This is a genomic window from Bryocella sp. (assembly GCF_058498515.1).
The window spans coordinates 19,893-36,138 of sequence record NZ_JBMHYI010000020.1; the positions used below are offsets into that span (position 1 = coordinate 19,893).

At 61.9% G+C, this 16,246-nt stretch carries 16 protein-coding genes; 9 read left to right on the plus strand and 7 right to left on the minus strand.

Going from position 1 to position 16,246, the window contains the following annotated elements; all coding sequences use genetic code 11:
* Nucleotides 1-131 precede the first annotated feature (131 nt).
* Together AC5E6W_RS05555 and AC5E6W_RS05560 are read left to right on the plus strand one after the other, a co-directional pair.
* Nucleotides 132-1,394: a threonine synthase gene (locus AC5E6W_RS05555; protein WP_491751272.1), complete on the plus strand. Its 1,263-nt coding sequence runs from the start codon at nt 132-134 to the stop codon at nt 1,392-1,394.
* Nucleotides 1,395-1,534: 140 nt separating this feature from the next.
* Complete coding sequence (locus AC5E6W_RS05560; RefSeq protein ID WP_491751273.1) at nt 1,535-2,947, plus strand: MATE family efflux transporter; 1,413 nt, start codon at nt 1,535-1,537, stop codon at nt 2,945-2,947.
* Between the two features lie 83 nt (nt 2,948-3,030).
* Here the strand turns inward: AC5E6W_RS05560 and AC5E6W_RS05565 are convergent, their stop codons facing one another.
* Both AC5E6W_RS05565 and AC5E6W_RS05570 read right to left on the minus strand, forming a co-directional pair.
* Nucleotides 3,031-3,990: a DMT family transporter gene (locus tag AC5E6W_RS05565; RefSeq protein ID WP_491751274.1), complete on the minus strand. Its 960-nt coding sequence runs from the start codon at nt 3,988-3,990 to the stop codon at nt 3,031-3,033.
* Nucleotides 3,991-4,127: 137 nt separating this feature from the next.
* On the minus strand, nt 4,128-6,194 hold the full coding sequence (locus AC5E6W_RS05570; protein ID WP_491751275.1) for a M13 family metallopeptidase: 2,067 nt from the start codon (nt 6,192-6,194) through the stop codon (nt 4,128-4,130).
* A gap of 398 nt (nt 6,195-6,592) precedes the next feature.
* On the opposite strand from AC5E6W_RS05570, the gene AC5E6W_RS05575 reads away from it, so the two are divergent.
* The gene (locus AC5E6W_RS05575) at nt 6,593-8,173 is read left to right on the plus strand and encodes a hypothetical protein (protein ID WP_491751276.1); all 1,581 of its coding nucleotides are present in this window, start codon (nt 6,593-6,595) and stop codon (nt 8,171-8,173) included.
* Between the two features lie 94 nt (nt 8,174-8,267).
* Here AC5E6W_RS05575 and rpsT read toward each other — a convergent pair whose 3' ends face one another.
* Nucleotides 8,268-8,549 carry a 30S ribosomal protein S20 gene (rpsT, locus tag AC5E6W_RS05580; protein ID WP_491751277.1) on the minus strand — a complete coding sequence of 94 codons (282 nt, stop codon included), beginning with the start codon at nt 8,547-8,549 and terminating at the stop codon, nt 8,268-8,270.
* Between the two features lie 440 nt (nt 8,550-8,989).
* On the opposite strand from rpsT, the gene AC5E6W_RS05585 reads away from it, so the two are divergent.
* Genes AC5E6W_RS05585 through AC5E6W_RS05600 form a run of 4 tightly spaced genes read left to right on the plus strand, consistent with a single transcriptional unit; the run spans nt 8,990 to nt 12,219 of the window.
* Nucleotides 8,990-10,033: a PhoH family protein gene (locus AC5E6W_RS05585; RefSeq protein ID WP_491751278.1), complete on the plus strand. Its 1,044-nt coding sequence runs from the start codon at nt 8,990-8,992 to the stop codon at nt 10,031-10,033.
* Nucleotides 10,034-10,043: 10 nt separating this feature from the next.
* Nucleotides 10,044-10,352 carry a hypothetical protein gene (locus AC5E6W_RS05590; protein WP_491751279.1) on the plus strand — a complete coding sequence of 103 codons (309 nt, stop codon included), beginning with the start codon at nt 10,044-10,046 and terminating at the stop codon, nt 10,350-10,352.
* 44 nt (nt 10,353-10,396) lie between these two features.
* A complete protein-coding gene (gene ybeY, locus AC5E6W_RS05595; protein ID WP_491751280.1) occupies nt 10,397-10,885 on the plus strand; it encodes an rRNA maturation RNase YbeY in 489 nt (162 codons plus the stop codon).
* Nucleotides 10,882-12,219: a hemolysin family protein gene (locus tag AC5E6W_RS05600; protein ID WP_491751281.1), complete on the plus strand. Its 1,338-nt coding sequence runs from the start codon at nt 10,882-10,884 to the stop codon at nt 12,217-12,219. Before ybeY ends, AC5E6W_RS05600 begins: the two co-directional genes overlap by 4 nt.
* A gap of 75 nt (nt 12,220-12,294) precedes the next feature.
* On the opposite strand, the gene AC5E6W_RS05605 is transcribed toward AC5E6W_RS05600, so the two are convergent.
* The gene (locus AC5E6W_RS05605; RefSeq protein ID WP_491751282.1) at nt 12,295-12,603 is read right to left on the minus strand and encodes a hypothetical protein; all 309 of its coding nucleotides are present in this window, start codon (nt 12,601-12,603) and stop codon (nt 12,295-12,297) included.
* Nucleotides 12,604-12,818: 215 nt separating this feature from the next.
* Here AC5E6W_RS05605 and era point away from each other — a divergent pair, with 215 nt between their 5' ends.
* Nucleotides 12,819-13,865: a GTPase Era gene (era, locus tag AC5E6W_RS05610; protein ID WP_491751283.1), complete on the plus strand. Its 1,047-nt coding sequence runs from the start codon at nt 12,819-12,821 to the stop codon at nt 13,863-13,865.
* Nucleotides 13,866-14,018: 153 nt separating this feature from the next.
* On the opposite strand, the gene xth is transcribed toward era, so the two are convergent.
* Together xth and AC5E6W_RS05620 are read right to left on the minus strand one after the other, a co-directional pair.
* Nucleotides 14,019-14,783 carry an exodeoxyribonuclease III gene (xth, locus tag AC5E6W_RS05615; RefSeq protein WP_491751349.1) on the minus strand — a complete coding sequence of 255 codons (765 nt, stop codon included), beginning with the start codon at nt 14,781-14,783 and terminating at the stop codon, nt 14,019-14,021.
* A complete protein-coding gene (locus AC5E6W_RS05620; RefSeq protein WP_491751284.1) occupies nt 14,777-15,154 on the minus strand; it encodes a hypothetical protein in 378 nt (125 codons plus the stop codon). Before AC5E6W_RS05620 ends, xth begins: the two co-directional genes overlap by 7 nt.
* 143 nt (nt 15,155-15,297) lie before the next feature.
* Here AC5E6W_RS05620 and AC5E6W_RS05625 point away from each other — a divergent pair, with 143 nt between their 5' ends.
* Complete coding sequence (locus AC5E6W_RS05625; protein ID WP_491751285.1) at nt 15,298-15,987, plus strand: hypothetical protein; 690 nt, start codon at nt 15,298-15,300, stop codon at nt 15,985-15,987.
* A 39-nt stretch (nt 15,988-16,026) separates the two neighbouring features.
* Here the strand turns inward: AC5E6W_RS05625 and AC5E6W_RS05630 are convergent, their stop codons facing one another.
* On the minus strand, nt 16,027-16,224 hold the full coding sequence (locus AC5E6W_RS05630; protein WP_491751350.1) for a TonB family protein: 198 nt from the start codon (nt 16,222-16,224) through the stop codon (nt 16,027-16,029).
* Nucleotides 16,225-16,246: the final 22 nt, after the last annotated feature.

The window sequence follows — 16,246 nt, forward strand, 5'->3', positions numbered from 1 at the left end:
CGGATCAAATGGATTGAACGGATCAACACGGATCTAAGAACAAGATCTTGATTGGATCTGTTCTTATCCGTGTGATCCGGGTTAAGCCGTGGTGAGTTTTTGGCGTGGGGTGAATCCGGTAGCATTGAGGGATGGCACAAATCGCTTATCTGGAATCGGCCCGGTCAAAGAATCGGATGACTGCGGATACGCCGCAGACGCTGGACCCTGCGACGCAGGAGAGCTTGTACGTTCGGTATGACATGGACGCGCTGCGGAAGACGGCGCGGCGCGAGAGCCCGGCGAAGTACGCGGCGGAGTCGGCGCGGTCGCTGGGGATGTGGCGGTATAAGGACGTGCTGCCGGATGTGGAGCCGGTGACGCTGGGCGAGGGTTGGACGCCGATGCTGAAGAGCAAGCGGTACCCGGGGCTTTATATCAAGGAAGAGGGTGCGAATCCTACTGGGAGCTTCAAGGCTCGGGGGCTTGGGCTGGCGGTTTCGATGGCGAAGCACTACGGGTTGAAGCACCTTGCGGTGCCTTCGGCGGGCAATGCGGCGGGAGCGCTGGCGGCGTATGCGGCGGCTGCGGGGATTACCGCGCATCTCTGTATGCCGCAGGATGTGCCGTTTGCGAACTATCTTGAGGGCATTGTGTACGGGGCGGATGTGCACATGGTGGATGGGCTGATCTCGGACTGCGCGCGGATGGTGGGCGAGGAGATCAAGGCGCAGAAGGCGGCGGGCGCGGCGGCGAGTGAGACGTGGTTCGACATCTCGACGCTGAAGGAGCCGTTTCGGGTTGAGGGTAAGAAGACGATGGGGTACGAGCTCGCGGAGCAGCTGGGGTGGGAGTATCCGGATGCGGTGTTCTATCCGACTGGCGGCGGCGTGGGGCTGATCGGGATGTGGAAGGCGTTTGAGGAGATGGAAGAGCTGGGCTGGATTGCGAAGGGCAGCAAGCGGCCGAAGATGTTTGCGCTGCAATCGACCGGCTGCGCGCCGATTGTGACGGCGTATGACGCGGATAAGCCGGCGAGTGAGTTCTTCCAGAATGCTTCGACGTTTGCGGCGGGTTTGCGGGTGCCGAAGCCTTATGGGGATGCGATCATTCTCGACATCGTGCGGGAGTCGGGTGGGCAGGCGATTGCTTCGACCGATGAGGAGATCCTGGCGAGCATTCTGGATTATGCGAAGCACGAGGGAATCTTCCTTTCGCCCGAGGGTGCGGCGGCTACGGCGGCTTATGATCGGCTGATTGCGGCTGGTGAGTTGAAAGCTTCGGATCGGGTGGTGCTGTTCAATACGGGTGCGGGGTTGAAGTATACGGATATGACCGCGGAAGCGATGAAGTTGCGGAGGCCGGGTGGGTTGCCGAAGTCGTTGCCGGTGGGCGGAATTATTACGCCGGTCTAGGGGCGGGCTGCGGCTCAGTCAGGAAGGGACGGGCGGTTGTGGCGGTGCAGAATGCTTCGGGGTCCTTCGACTGCGGCTCTTGCAGTCTCACCGCAAGAGCCTTAGCTCAGGATGACGAGTTTCTTGTTGAGCGTAAATTTATGAGCGAGCGGGTAGTGCAACTCGATATGGCTGGCGCGGGAGCGGCGTTTCGTCGCGAGATGCGGCCGATGCTGCGGATTGCGCTGCCGCTGGTGCTGGCCGAGGTGGGCTGGATGTCGATGGGGCTGGTCGACACGGTGATGGTGGGGCATCTGCCGAATGCGGCGGTGCCTCTGTCTTCCGCGGCGTTGGCGCAGGTGCTCTACAACACGTTTGCGTTTGGCGTAGGCGGGATTTTGCTGGGGTTGGATACGACCATCTCGCAGGCGCACGGTGCGGGGGATTACAAGGCGGCGCATCGGTGGTTGTTCCAGGGCATTTTGCTGGCGGGGGCGATCTCGGTGTTTTTGATTGCGCTGTCGCTGCTTTCGCCTTTGGGGTTCGCGCATCTGCATGCGGATCCGGCGGTGGTTGCGGGAGCGATTCCGACGCTGCGGGCGCTGTCCTGGGGGACGTTTCCGCTGCTGCTTTATTTTGCGCTGCGGAGGCATCTGCAGGCGTTCAACCATGTGCGGATTATTGCGGCGACACTGGTTTCGGCGAACCTGGTGAACGTGCTGTTTGATTGGCTGCTGATCTTTGGGCACCGGTGGGAGCTTGGTGGGCGGGTGGTTGGGTGGAGCGCGATGGGGGTGGTGGGGTCGGGGATTGCAACTTCGCTGGCGCGCGTGTACCAGGCTTTGTTTTTGATCGTGGCGCTGCTGATGGTGGATCGGAAGAGGGAGTACGGGCTGTTGGCGGGGGGGCTTTGGCAGAGCCTGCGGCCACACTGGGCGAGCCTGAAGCGGCTACTGGAGCTGGGCGGGCCTTCGGGGGCGACGATCCTGGTGGAGATTATGATCTTCGCGGTGGTGACGAGCATCATCTCAACGCTCGGGCCGGTGCCTCTGGCGGGGCATGAGATTGCGCTGAACTGTATCTCGTTTACGTTTATGGTGCCGCTGGGGATCTCGGCCGCGGCGAGTGTGAGGGTGGGGCAAGCGATTGGGCGGGGCGCGCCGGTGGAGGCGAAGGCCGCGGGCTGGGCCGCGATTGCGCTCGGCGCGTGCTTTATGACGGTGAGCTGTGGGGTGTTTCTGACGATGCCGCGGGTGATCTCCTCGGCCTTTACGCATGACGCGGGCGTGATTGCGGCGGCGGTGCCGCTGATGCTGGTGGCGGCGATCTTTCAGTTTTGCGATGGGCTGCAGGTGACCGCGATTGGAGCGCTGCGCGGTGCGGGGGATACAAAGTCCGGCCTGATTACGCACCTGTGCAGCTACTGGCTGCTGGGGCTGCCGCTGGGGCTGGTTCTTTGCTTCGGGGAGAAGATGGGGGCGCGCGGTTTGTGGCTGGGGTTGTCGGCGGCGCTGGTGGTTGCTGGGATTGTGCTGCTTTTGCGGTGGAGAGGTAAAGAGATCAAAGCACGCTAATCGCGGGCGGCGACCACGCGGCCTTCGGCAGGACCTCCGTGGGGTATTGGGGCTTCGCGTGGTCCCTCCCGTTGGCCGGGGGGTTATTCGATGTTCGGCTGGAGGGTGGACTTCAAGGCTTGCTCGCCTACTGTTGTTTTGGAGTGCAGGGTGAGGGTGATGGCGGCGGCCAGGATCAGGATGGCTCCGGTGTAGGCGCTCGGGCCCAGGATCTCGCCGAGGGCGAAGACGCCGAGTAAAGAACCGATGAGGGGCTCCATGTTCAGCAGGATGCCGGCCTGCGAGGCCGGAACCTGGGTGAGGCCGTAGTTCCAGAGGAAGGTGGTGGTCGCCGTGCAAAGGACGCCGGCGGCAGCCGAGGCGGCCCACGCCTTCAACGAGATGTGATGGATCGGCGGCAGGCCCCAGCCGATGGGGACGATCACGGCGAGCATGAGGGTTCCGGCGAAGAGGCCGTAGGCAGTGACAACGATGGCGGAGTGCCGCTCCATCAGCTGCTTGTTGAGAAGGATCCAGCCGAGCGCGATGACGAGGGAGACGACGCAGAAGAGGTCGCCGGTGAGCGTGGGATGGCCCGGGGCGGAGAGGTTGTGGCGTCCGCCGAGCGCGATGAGGGCGGCGCCCGAGGTGGAGGCGGCGAGGGCAAGCCAGCCGATCTTGTCCATGCGTTCGTGCGCAAAGAGGGCGGCGCCGACGGCGAGGATGACGGGCATGGTGCCGACCATCAGCGAGGCGTGCGAGACGGTCGTGAGCGAGAGGCCGTAGAACTGTAGGAGGAACTGCAGCGGCACGCCGAGGAAGGAGGCTATGAGGAGCGTGCGCCACTCGCGCGGAGTGAAGCCGGGTTTGTGGGTGACGAGGACGGGGAGCAGGATGAGCGAGGCGAAGAGGAAGCGGTAGAAGACCATGGCGCCGACGCTCATCTCGTTGAGCGCAATGCGGCCGAAGTAGAAGCCGCAGCCCCAGAGGGCGCTGGCGAGGAAGCAGGCGGCGAAGCCGAGGGTGCGGCGTTTTGGCTTATTAGGCATGAGGGTCAGAGACAACGGCTAGTGCGTCCTTGCGCCGGACGGGCGCTACTGCGTAGGCGGGGAGCTTCGCGTTGTTAGGAGCGAAGGTTTGGTGGCCTTCGCTCCGGGGAATTCGCGAGTTCGGAGTAGAGAGTTGAACAGGGGAGAGTGAGTTACCAGACGCGGCAGGAGTTGGTGGGGACCATGGGGGAGCCGACCTTGCAGCTGAAGGCGCCGGCGAATCCGGGCTGGTTGACGATGGGGCCGTTGGAACGGAACTGGTCGGGCGAGTGCGGATCGGTGAGGGCTCCGGTGCGCAGGGACTCGGGGCGATCGTTCGAGCACCAGTTCTGGGCGAAGGCGATGTAGAAGCGTTGCGGGCCGGTATAGCCGTCGATCTTGGCGGTGGTGTCGAGATGCTCCTGCTTGGCGCGGTCGAGATAGGCCATGAAGGCCAGGACGAGGCCGCCGTTATCCGCAGTGTTCTCGCCGAGGGTGAGCTTGCCGTTGACGTGGACGTCGTCGACGGGGACGAACTGGTTGTACTCGTTGACGAGGCAGTCGGTCTTCTTTTCGAAGGCGGCGGTGTCGGTTGGGGTCCACCAGTCGGAGAGATTGCCCTTGGCGTCGAACTTCTTGCCCTCGTCGTCGAAGCCGTGGGTGAGCTCATGGCCGATGACGGCGCCGATGTGGCCGTAGTTTACGGCGAGGTCGGTCTTGGGATCGTAGAAGTTGGGCTGCAGGATGCCGGCGGGAAAGTTGATGTCGTTCATGGAGGGGTCGTAATAGGCGTTGACGGTGGGCGGCGTCATGCCCCATTCGTTGTGGTCGACGGGCTTGCCGATCTTGTTGAGTTGGCGATCGTTTTCGAAGGCGGTGGCGCGCATGGTGTTGGCGACGGCATCGGTCGGGGTGACGGTGAGGGTGGAGTAGTCGCGCCACTTGTCGGGGTAGCCGATCTTGTTGGCGATGGCGTGGAGTTTTTCTTTCGCGCGGAGCTTGGTGGCGGGGCTCATCCAGTCGAGGGTGTCGATGTCCTTGTCCATGGCGTCTTCGATGTCGTGGACCATGACGAGCATTTTGGCCTTGGAGTCGCCGGCGAAGTACTGCTTGACGTAGACCTGGCCGAGCGCCTCGCCGAGCGCGTTGTCGACCTCGCCGGAGCAGCGCTTCCAGCGGGCGCGCTGTTCGGTGGAGCCGCTGAGATCGTGGCCGTAGAACTCGAAGGACGCCTGGTCGAAGGCTTCGGGCAGGTTCTTGGCTTCGGTCGAGATGAGGTGGAAGCGCATGTAGGCGCGGACGGTTTCGATGTCGGTGTCGCGCACGGTGGAGACGAGGGCGGGGATGAACGCGGGGTTGGCGTTGTTGATCTCGGTGACGTGCGGCGCGTGGACGGCGTCCTCGAAGCGGCTGAAGGTGCCCATGGGGAAGTACTTGGTGACTTCGGCGATGGGGACGAGGTGGTAGACCTTGTCGGGATCGCGGCGGTCGGTAACGCTCATGCTGGCCTTGGCGAGTTTGGTCTCGAACTCCATGATGTCGTTGGCGTCGGTTGCGGCCTGCGCGGCGGGGATGCCGCTGAGGGTGAGGATCTTGGTGATGTAGGCCACGTAGTCTTTGCGGAGCTCGATGTCCTTGGCGCCGGTGCGGAGGTAAAAGTCCTTCTCGGGCATGCCGAGGCCGCCCTGGTCGATGGAGGCGATCTGCTTGGAGGCGTCCTTGTAGTCCTGCTGCTCGCCGAAGCCGAAGAGGACGTTGACGCCGATGCGCTGGAGTTTGCCGGTGACAGTGGCGATCTCGAGCTGGTTCATGGTGTCGATCTCGCTAAGCAGAGGCTTGAGGGGCTTGAGGCCGTCGGCGTTGATGGCGGTGGTGTCCATGCAGGCGTGGTAGAAGTCGCCGATCTTCTGAGCGTCCACCGAGCGTCCGGCTCCGCCTGCGGCGGCGGTGTCGAGAATGCCCTGGAGCTCCTGGGTGTTGACGTTGAAGAGGTTGTAGAAGCCGTCGGTGGCGGCCTGGTCAGCGGGGATGGGGTGGTTGGCGGCGTAGTGGCCGCAGGCGAACTTGTAGAAGTCGTTGCAGGGGTTGGCGGAGGGGTCGATCGAGGAGAGATCGAAGCTCGGGGTGGGGGTGTAGGTGGTGGTTGGTTTGGTGCTGGTTGTCTGGGACAAGGCGGCGGTACAAAAGGTCGCAGTGGCGAGGGTTGCGAAACGGAGGCAGGATTTGATTGGGGCGGTCATCGGATTATCCTTCAAGTGGAGAGGCAACGTCGTTGTCTTTGGGGTGATGTAGTCTCTTTGGTTATACCGTCGAAAGTGCCGTTGATGCGAATGCTGTCGATAGCCGGTTGACAGCTTGCAATTTGGGTGGCTAGCGATATAAAAGAGGTGAGCCGGATTGGGCGAGCTGGAGTTTCTGACATCAGACGCTTCAGCCGTAGCTCGACAGCTTGGGCGAGAATTCCTGTTACGCAGCATACGCGGCCATGGTGATGAAGGTTCCGGGGATGAGATACAGGATGAGGGACGTCGGGCTTGTAGGTTTTGGGGCGCGGGTGTGCGCCGGATGGCTTTTAGCGGGGGCCCTCACGGCTACGGCTTTCGGCGGGAGCAAGGGTAAGCCTGATGAGAGACCGGTAGTGATTCCTCTGGATCCGCTTGGGTTTTCGCTCACCTCCCCACACTTTGTTTCGCCGTTGGCGACCAACTTTACGATTCATTTTGTGGACGAAAACCATCTCTTGCTGACGTACACGGCGCGGACGCTGCTGGCTCGTCTGCCGGATCGCCAGGAGGATGACGACGATCGCAACGTTGCGGCGTTGCTGCTTGAACTGCCGAGCGGCAAGGTGCTGGCAAAGACCGAGTGGAGAACGCGGGATCGCGACAAGTTTCTGTGGCCGCTGGGACATGGACGATTCTTGCTGAGGGTGCGGTCGCGCTTGAGTGTGATCGATCCGGTGGGCAACCTGGCGGAGGGTGGGGCCGAGCGGGCGTTTCGCCAAGAAGAGTTTCTGGATGTGAAGCGGAGGATCGGGTACGTGGCGATCTCGCCTGAAAAGGATCTGATGGGGGTGGAGACGCTCTCGCCGAGGCCGAAGGTGAAGGCTGTGGATGCGGACGCAGCCGCGCTGGCCCGGGCAATGGCGGGCACAGGCGACGCCGGCAGTCCGGCGAAGGTGGAGATCGTGGGCGAACCGCGGAGGCCAGCGGTCGAGATCTACTTCTTCCGGCTGAAGATGGAGAACGCACACGGGACCGGGAAGATGCTGGCGCAGTCGGCTGGGATTGTGGGGTCGCCGACGTTGATCAATCTGCCGACGACGGGGGATGGCTACCTGGATATGAAGCGGGAGACGGGGCAGACGTGGGATATCGACTTCGTCTCGCACGCGGGCAAGCGGCTGGAGCTTGCGGCCTACACCACGACCTGTGTACCGCGTCCTTACTTTTTGAGCCGCAGCGAGTTTGTGGCATTTGGATGCCGCGGGGCGGAGGATCGGGCGGAGTTGAGCTACTTCAACCTGAAGGGTGAGGAGCCGTGGCTTTCGGCGCTCGGTGGGCAGCAAGTTTCGCCGGTGATTGTCTCGGCCCCGGAGGCCGGGCGCTTCGCGGTGAGCCGGACGCTGGTGAGTGCGAGTGCGATGGAGCTCGAAAGCCTGACCAGCAGCGACCTGACCGCGCAGGAGATCACCGTGATGCAGAATCACGACGGGCGCCAGTTGCTGAAGGTGCAGGCGTCGCCGATTCAGCGCTCGGGGCAGAACTTCGATCTGTCGCCGGCAGGCTTGCACTTCGCCGTGGTGCGCAATGGAAATATCGAGGTGTATGCGCTGCCGGAGTTAACGGGCGCGGATAAGAAGGCTTTGGAAGAGGTACGCAAGATGGAGCCGGAGCCGAGCGAAGGGCCGATCAAGTTGAACTCCGTCGCGGTGTCGGTGGCTTCGACGGAGCAGGTTGATTCCGAGTCTGCGGGAGGTGCGCCAGCTTCGGCGGCTCCTGCGGCGCAGACAAGGGCGAGCGGGGTGGCGGCGCTGCCGGCTGGGGAGAGCTCGCAGAGCGCGGCGGTGGCGAGCGGAACGACGGCCGTGGGGCAGGTGACGAGCTCGGAGGGGCAGTTGGGCGACACGGAGGGTGCTTCGCGGAAGAAGCCTTCGCTGTATTCGAGCGAGTACCCGAAGGGAGATTCGGACGGGGCTCAGACGGCTAAGCCGCAGTGAATTGGTGCGGCAATGACTGATCTGTCGGTTTTCAGTTGTTAGTTAAAGGCAAAGGCCAGCCTCTTGGGAGGCTGGCACTTTTTGCTACGAACTTTTATGCGGCCTTCTTGGCGAGGATGGCGGTCTTGACGCGCGCATTCAGGCGGGACTTGTAGCGGCTGGCGGTGTTCTTGTGGAGCACACCCTTCTGGACGCTCTTATCGAGGATGGAGGCGGTCTCGGAATAGATCTTGCGCAGGCCTTCTGCGTCGCCCTTGACGATGGCTTCACGGAGCGAGCGGAGGGTTCCACGGAGCTTGGACTTGTTGGCGCGGTTGTTGGCGGTTTTGCCGACTGTCTGACGGGCGCGCTTGAGGGAAGAGATGTGATTTGCCATGAAAGCTCTTTTCTTTGTTGCCCGCTGAGGGCGAAATGGGTGCGGGGGTCAGGATCTTGCGATCCGGGTCGTAAGATCGTGCCAAGCACACACGCTCGCCACACTCCCTGCAAACCCTAAGTCTATGCGAGTCGGGGGCTGGGGTCAAGGAGGGAAGTGGGGTGGAACCAGTTTAGGGCCTGGATTGAGTACCGCGAAATCCTCACTTGACTGCGGTGGGGTGACGTTCTAATCTCGTCGCATCATCGGCACCCGTTTGGTAACCTTCGCCAGCCCGGTCGCAGTCCGAGCACACCGTCCAGGTGATGCTGAGGTAGCGAATGTCGATGCCACGCCTGCGTTCCCCCCTTGCGCAACCTCCAGGAAACAAGTGAATCCAATCTTCAGCGGATTCCCCGGCTTTCAACCCAGCAGCACCCTGACGGAGGTCAGATACCCGATTGACTAAGCGAGCACTGGAAATCACCCCTGGAATCGAACCTTTGTATGGCTCTCGCGATGAGAACCTACGGCTGTTGGAAGATGGACTTCATGTGCAGATCGATCTTCGATCGGACGCAATTCATGTGACCGGCGAAGAAGCTGCAGTGGGTCGAGTCGCGCAGGTGTTTGCGGACTTCGACACGCTGCGGAAGAGCGGCGTGACGCTGCAGAACGGTGAGCTTCACGCCTTGTTGAAGCTGGTGGTGGCCGATCCGAAGAGCACGTTGAAGGGGTTGGTCGAGACGGGCAAGCAGCGTTCCGCGGGCGTCAAGCGGATGGTGCAGCCGCGCAGTGGCAACCAGAAGAAGTATGTGGAGGCGATCGAGGCGAACGATATGACGTTCGGTATCGGGCCTGCGGGTACGGGCAAGACGTACCTGGCGGTGGCGATGGCGGTGTCGGCGCTGATGGCGAAGAAGGTCTCGCGGATTATCCTGGTGCGTCCGGCGGTTGAGGCGGGCGAGCGACTTGGGTTTCTACCGGGCTCGTTGCAGGAGAAGGTCGATCCCTATCTGCGGCCGCTCTATGACGCACTGTATGACCTACTCGATCAGGAGAAAGTCGACAAGCTGCTGGAGCGCAATGTGATCGAAGTTGCGCCGCTTGCGTTTATGCGCGGACGTACGCTGAGCGATGCCTTCATCATCATGGATGAGGCGCAGAACACGACGATGGAGCAGATGAAGATGTTCGTGACGCGTCTCGGGAACAACTCGAAGGCGGTGATCACGGGCGATCTGACGCAGACTGACCTGCCGAATCCGAAGAAGAGCGGCTTGCTGGAGGCACTGACGGTGCTCGATGGGGTGGAAGGGATCAAGTTCTGCCACTTCGAGGATGTCGACGTCGTAAGGCACCACCTGGTGCAGCGGATCGTACGCGCGTATGACAGCCACTCTCGGGCGCAGCAGTTGCCTCTGCCGATTGGCGAAACGACGCTGCCGGATGCTTCGGCGACAGGACGCGGCAGCATGTCGCAGCCGGTTCAGAAACCGCAGTAGGAGTGAGAGCTTGAGCACGGAGGCGGAGCGACAATCGATTACGAGGATCTTCTATCGATTTGTCGCTGCGCTTCTGTGCTTTGGCTTCGTGGTTTACCTCGCTGGTAATTCGACACCGCCGTGCGTTGGCTGCGGACGCGAGCACGGATGGCCCATGGTCTACTACCGTGAGGCTGGGCTCGTGGGCGGTGGCAAGTGGCTTTTGACAGGCCTGATCGGCGATATCGCGATCTGCTGTTTGGTTTCGATGGTGTTTACTTTGCTTTGGAGCATGGTCGCGCAGTATGCCAAGGCCAGGGTGGATGAAGGCTCGCGGTAAGATTGTAGGAGTTGGTTTTTGTTTTGCATTCGTTGCCCTTACCGATGATCAACATCGACCCTCCAAGTAGTTCTCTCGCGCTCGACGCACTTTCTACGATCAGTTCATCTGGACTTGCGCGTTTTGTTAATCGCGCGCGGGCGGCGGTGCGCCTGGACGGTGAGGTCGAGGTGTTGCTGACGTCGGACGCGGAGATCAAGCGGCTGAACAAGGCGTTTCGCGGCAAGAACAAGGCGACCGATGTGTTGAGCTTTCCGGCGCCTGAGGAAGCAGAAGGGCTTGCGGGGGATCTGGCGGTGTCGCTCGATACCGCGGCCCGACAGGCTGCGGAGCATGGGCACGCACTGCGGGACGAGGTACGAATTCTGTTGCTGCATGGGCTGCTGCACCTGGCCGGTGAGGACCACGAGACGGACACGGGAGAGATGGCGGCGCGCGAGCGAGCACTTCGCAAGGAGTTGAAGCTGCCGTTGGGGTTGATCGAGCGGGTTGAGGGTGCGCAGGCGGTCCAACCCAGGGGCAGGAAGCGATGAACGAGCTGATGTGGCTCTCGCTGCCGCTGTTGGCGATTCTGTCGGTTGCGGCTTATGTCGACCGCGTCTACTCGGAGATGGGCAAGTTTCTGGCGCGGGAGTACCAGGACAACATCGACTCGTGGGAGGACAGGGTTGAGCCGCGGTTGAAGCTGGGCAGGGAGTCGATTGCGCAGTCGGCGTCGGTGCTGCGGCAGCTTTCGCTGGCGAGCATTGCCCTGATCGCCGGGGTGCAGTTGATGGGAGAGATTGCGTGGTCGCCGGGTGCGGACTGGCAGAAGGTGCTGGTGACGCTGGCGGAGCTTGCGCTGGTGATCCTGATCTTCGACCGTCTGGTGCCGCAGGTGTTGTTCTCGCGTACGCGCGGACGCTGGGTTTTGCGGATTCGCTGGATGCTGCAGGCTCTTTTCTTCCTGATTCTGCCGATTACGCTGCTGCTTGGGCTGCTGCTTTCGATTGCCGCGCTGGCGGAGCCGGAGGACGCTGAAGAAGAGGAGCATCCGAGCGAGGCGATGGACGCGCTGCTGGAGGCGGGCGAAGAAGAAGGGATCCTAGAAGAGTCGGACCGCGAGTTGGTGCGGTCGGTCGTTGAGTTTGGCGACAAGGTGGTGCGCGAGGTGATGACGCCGCGGCCGGAGATCTTCGCGGTGCCGTACACGCTGACGCTGAAGGAGTTTACGGCGGAGATTGAAGAGCATGTATTTTCGCGGGTGCCGGTGTATCGCGAGACGCTCGATAACATTACGGGCATTGCGTTCGCGCACGATCTGCTGCAGGTGACGGACGAGGACGCGGCGACGAGGACGGTTGCGCAGATTCAGCGGCCGGCTGAGTTCGTGCCCGAGACCAAGATGGTGGCGGAGCTGCTGCGCGAGATGCAGAGCGAAAAGCAGCACATGCGCATGGTGATCGACGAGTACGGCAGCGTCGCGGGCGTCGTGACGATCGAAGATCTGCTGGAGGCGATTGTTGGGAGCATCTCGGACGAGCATGACGAGGTGGAGGCCGACGATGCGCCGGTGCGCGAAGAGAGCGGCGCGTATGTCGTCACCGGGACGTTCGAGGTTTCAAGGCTGCGCGAGCTGTTTGCCGACCAGTTTGTGCCGCGCGAGGACAGTGAAGGCGACGGGGATGAGACCGACGATGCCACGGCCCTGAGACTGCCGGAGCACTATGAATCGACCACGGTGGGTGGGCTGGTGAGCGAGATTGCGGGGCATATCCCGCTGCCGGGTGAGGTGGTCGAAGAGGATGGTCTGCGGCTGGAGGTTCTGGCGAGCACGGATCGCAGGATCGACCGTATACGGGTGAGCCTGGCTGCAGCTGAAGGGTAAGGCATTGTGCTTGCGCACAGGTGGTTAGGTCATGCTCTATGAGCTATGCTCTGTGAGCTATCAGGCTGATGTTGCTCAGTCGAGCTTATTGCTGAGGAGGGTGAAGACGGAGAGTGGGGCGACGGTGGGGGTGTCGATGGACTCGCCCGGGATTTCGTGCAGGTGGCGGCGCATCCTGCGGGAGGCGGAGCGCACGATGAGCGAGATGCCGGTGAGGAAGGCGACCATCATGAGCAGGAGGATGATCCCGAAGTCGACGGGCGGCAGATCGCCCTTGAGGAACTCATAGACGCCACCCGATAGGCCAGCCAGGAGACCGGTGCCGAGGAACAGGATGCGGCGCAACGCGAGTTGACGGATATTCTCCAGGGCTAAGTCTTTCAAAAAGGGAGTTCTGGGAGAGCGGTCGAGCGTGCCTGATGATTTTGGTGTCGGTGGCTTCTATTATGCTTCAACTCAGGTAAGTTGGGCGATGTCTTTTTGAGTTTGATTGCGGCGGCAGAGTTCGCCCTTCCGACGCGCAGGCGCCAAGGGGACTTGGGAAGGACCTTCTTGGGTTTTGGACGGCTTCGCCGTGCGGGACGGCGCATAATCATAGGATGGCTTTTCGTTCAGGATTTGTAAGTATCATCGGGCGCCCGAATGCGGGTAAGTCGACGTTGTTGAATGCGCTGCTCGGACAGAAGCTCGCGATTGTGACGCACAAGCCGCAGACGACGCGTACACGCATCCATGGCGTGCTGGAGATTCCGGCCAAAAAGAAGACCGCCGAGGCTCCGGGGCACCCGGCGGCGCAGTTGGTTTTGGTGGATACGCCGGGGATTCACAAGCCGGATACGCAGCTGGATAAGCGAATGATGCAGGAGGTTCACGACGCTCTCGAGAGCCGCAATGCTGTGCTGTTTATCGTCGATGTGACGCACAAGCTGCCGCGTGCCGAAGGGGACGAGAAGAAGATTACGGGGCGTATGCAGCTTTCGGCCGCGGAGGACGATTTCTCGTTGCAGCTGATCCAGAAGCTCGATTGCCCGGTGATCCTGCTGCTGAACAAGATCGACCAGATCTCGCCGGCGGAGATTATGCCGCTGATCGCGCATTGGGCTTCACTGTACAAGTTTGCCGAGATCATCCCGATCTCGGCGCGGAAGAAGATCAACCTGGAGCTGCTGCTGGATAAGACGGTTGCGCATCTGCCGGAGGGTCAGCGCTACTTCCCGAAGAACCAGTTGACCGATCAGCCGGAGCGTTTTCTGGTTGCCGAGCTGATTCGCGAGAAGATCCTGATGCTGACCGGCGAAGAGGTTCCGTATGCGACGGCTGTCGTGATCGAGAAGTACGAGGAGCCGGCTTCGCTGAAGAAGTTCAAAGATGGGCGGCTGCCGGTGACGAAGATTGCGGCGGCAATCTTCTGCGAGCGGACTGGGCAGAAGGCGATCCTGATCGGCAAGCAGGGCGGCATGTTGAAGGAGATTGGGTCGGCGGCGAGGAAGGATATCGAGTCACTCCTGGGGACGCGGGTGTTCCTGGAACTGTTTGTGAAGGTGCAGGAGGATTGGCGGTCGAAGGCCGGGTTCGTTGAGGACCTGGACTGGCGGCGGCAGATGGAGCAGATGGCAGAGAAGCAGGCTTTGGAAGAGAAGGAGTAAGCGCGCCCTGGCGCCGGGCGGGCGGCACTTCGTGCGGTATTGGACTTCGTGTCACTCCTCCCGTTGGTCGGCACGGGATCGGTGCCGACCAATGGGAGGGCCGCGCGAAGCAATTACGGCACGAAGTGCTCTCCGCGCAGGATGAGCGCGCCTTTAGCTCAGTTCAATCAAGATAGGCGTATGGTCGGAGGGCTTTGTCTGAGCGCGTGGCGTCTTGTCGATGGTACATGCCGTGAGCCGCGCGGCCGCGGCGGATGAGAGCAGGAAGTGGTCGATTCGGATGCCGCGGTTGTGCGCGAAGGCGTCACGGAAGTAATCCCAGAAGGTGAACTGGCCGGGCTCGCGAGGGTGCAGGGCGCGGAAGGCGTCGGTGTAACCAAGTTCCAGGTAGTCTCGGTAGCGCGAACGCGTCTCGGGCTGGAAGAGGGCGTCCTTGATCCAGGACGCGGGCTTGTGGCAGTCGATCTCTTCGGGGATGACGTTGAAGTCGCCGCCGATGATGGTGGGGATCTCGGAGCGCAGCCATGCATGCATTTGGAGCGTGAGGCGGTCCATCCAGGCGAGCTTGTAGTCGAATTTCTCAGTGCCGATCGGGTTGCCGTTGGGCAGGTAGATGTTGACGATGCGCAGGCCGTCGATGATGACTTCGAGAAAGCGCGCGTGGCTGTCGGCTTCGTCGCCGGCGAGGGTGGTCGAGACCGTCTGGATGGGCGTGCGCGAAAGAATAGCGACGCCGTTGTAGGCTTTTTGCGCGACGGCCGCGACCTGGAAGCCAAGGTCCTCGAAGACGGCATTGGGGAACTCGGGGGTTTTGAGTTCCTGGAGCAGCAGCACGTCGGGCGAGTGAGCCTGCAGCCACGTAGTGACGTGGTCGATGCGCGCGCGAATGGAGTTGACGTTCCAGCTTGCGATTAAGATTTTGCTTTCCTCGCTTTCGGCTTGGCAACGGCTTTGGACCGGGCAGGCGCTGCTTTGGTGCGGAAGGTTTTGCGTGCCACGGACTTCGGCTTCGATGATAGCTTCTTTGCGGCGCTCGGGCGGCGTGGCATCTCGATGGCTGCGCGCACGGCTTCGAGGTCTTGCACGTACTCCTCGGCGGGTATGCGCGCGAGAAGCGCCTGGAGTTCCTTCGCGAGCTGGGGCGGCAGCTTGTTGGCGTGCTCCGCGGCGTAAAGCAGGGTGCAGAGTTCGTCCTCGAAGTGGGCGATGGCTCGCACGGTGTGGAGCAAGGTGTGGAGACTATGCGAGAGGTTGGTCTGGGGTGGTGGGGGTGCGGCCTTCGTTGGCATTTAGTTGGCGCTCCTGCGGATTCTCTCCGCGCGTTTGGCTTGCACCATTTTTGATGCAGCGAACGGCGGAACGGAGCACCTATGGAACTGGTGAGGTATTCGATGCGTATGGCTGAGGCATAATGGCTGTTCAGGAGAATCTCATGAAGGCGAAGCTTTGGCTTTGTATGTTGGCGTTAGCGGGAGTGTGCGCGGCGGATGGCGCGGCGCGTGCGGAGACGAACAACTGCGATGGCGCGGGCGAGACCCCCTACGGATTGAAGCCGCAGACGGGTGACGTGGTCGAGCCGCGGCATATGAGCCTGACGCGTGCGTTCGCGGGCACCGGCAAGCTGAGCGTGAATCTCTGCAACGCGGAGGTGCGGCTGGTGAACCGTCCGGACGTGCAGCAATTGGAGATGACGGTGCAGATGGATGGGTCGGACGGGTCACACAACGTTGCGGACTACGTGAAGACCTTCGCGGTGCAGCCCGGAGGCGGCGACGTGCAGATGAAGTTCTCGAAGGCCGTGCGCGCGCGCGTGACGCTGTCGCTGCCGATGAAGCATGGCGAGGACTTTGAGTTCAACCTGGGACACGGCGATCTGACGTTTGTTGCGGGCAATGGAGGCGGCGAGCGGCAGATCAACGTGGGGATGGGCAGCGTGAAGATGCTGGTTGGCGATGCGCCGTATGGATCGATGCAGGTGAATATCGGGTTGGGCTCGCTGCACGACCATCGGCCGGGTGGCAGCGATGGTCATTTCGTGGTGAGCAAGGAGTACCAGTCTAAGGGCGATGGCAGCTTGCAGATTAACGTCGGGATGGGGAGCATGGAGATTCGGCAGGATTGAAGCCTGTCGAGATGCTGGCCTACGTCCCGCCGTTTCGAACTATGGCTTGAAGCTGAGGCCGATCTTTGTATTCACTTCGACTGGTTGTCCGCCCACTAAGGTAGGCTCGTACCTCCACTGGCGGACCGCGTCGAGCGCTGCCGCGGACAGAGAAGCCTCTGGGCTGCTGACGATCTTGGCATCTTTGATCTTGCCATCCTTTCCGATTGTTGCAGCAATGACCACGGCGCCTCCGATTCGAGCTCCCGGGCTGCAAGGG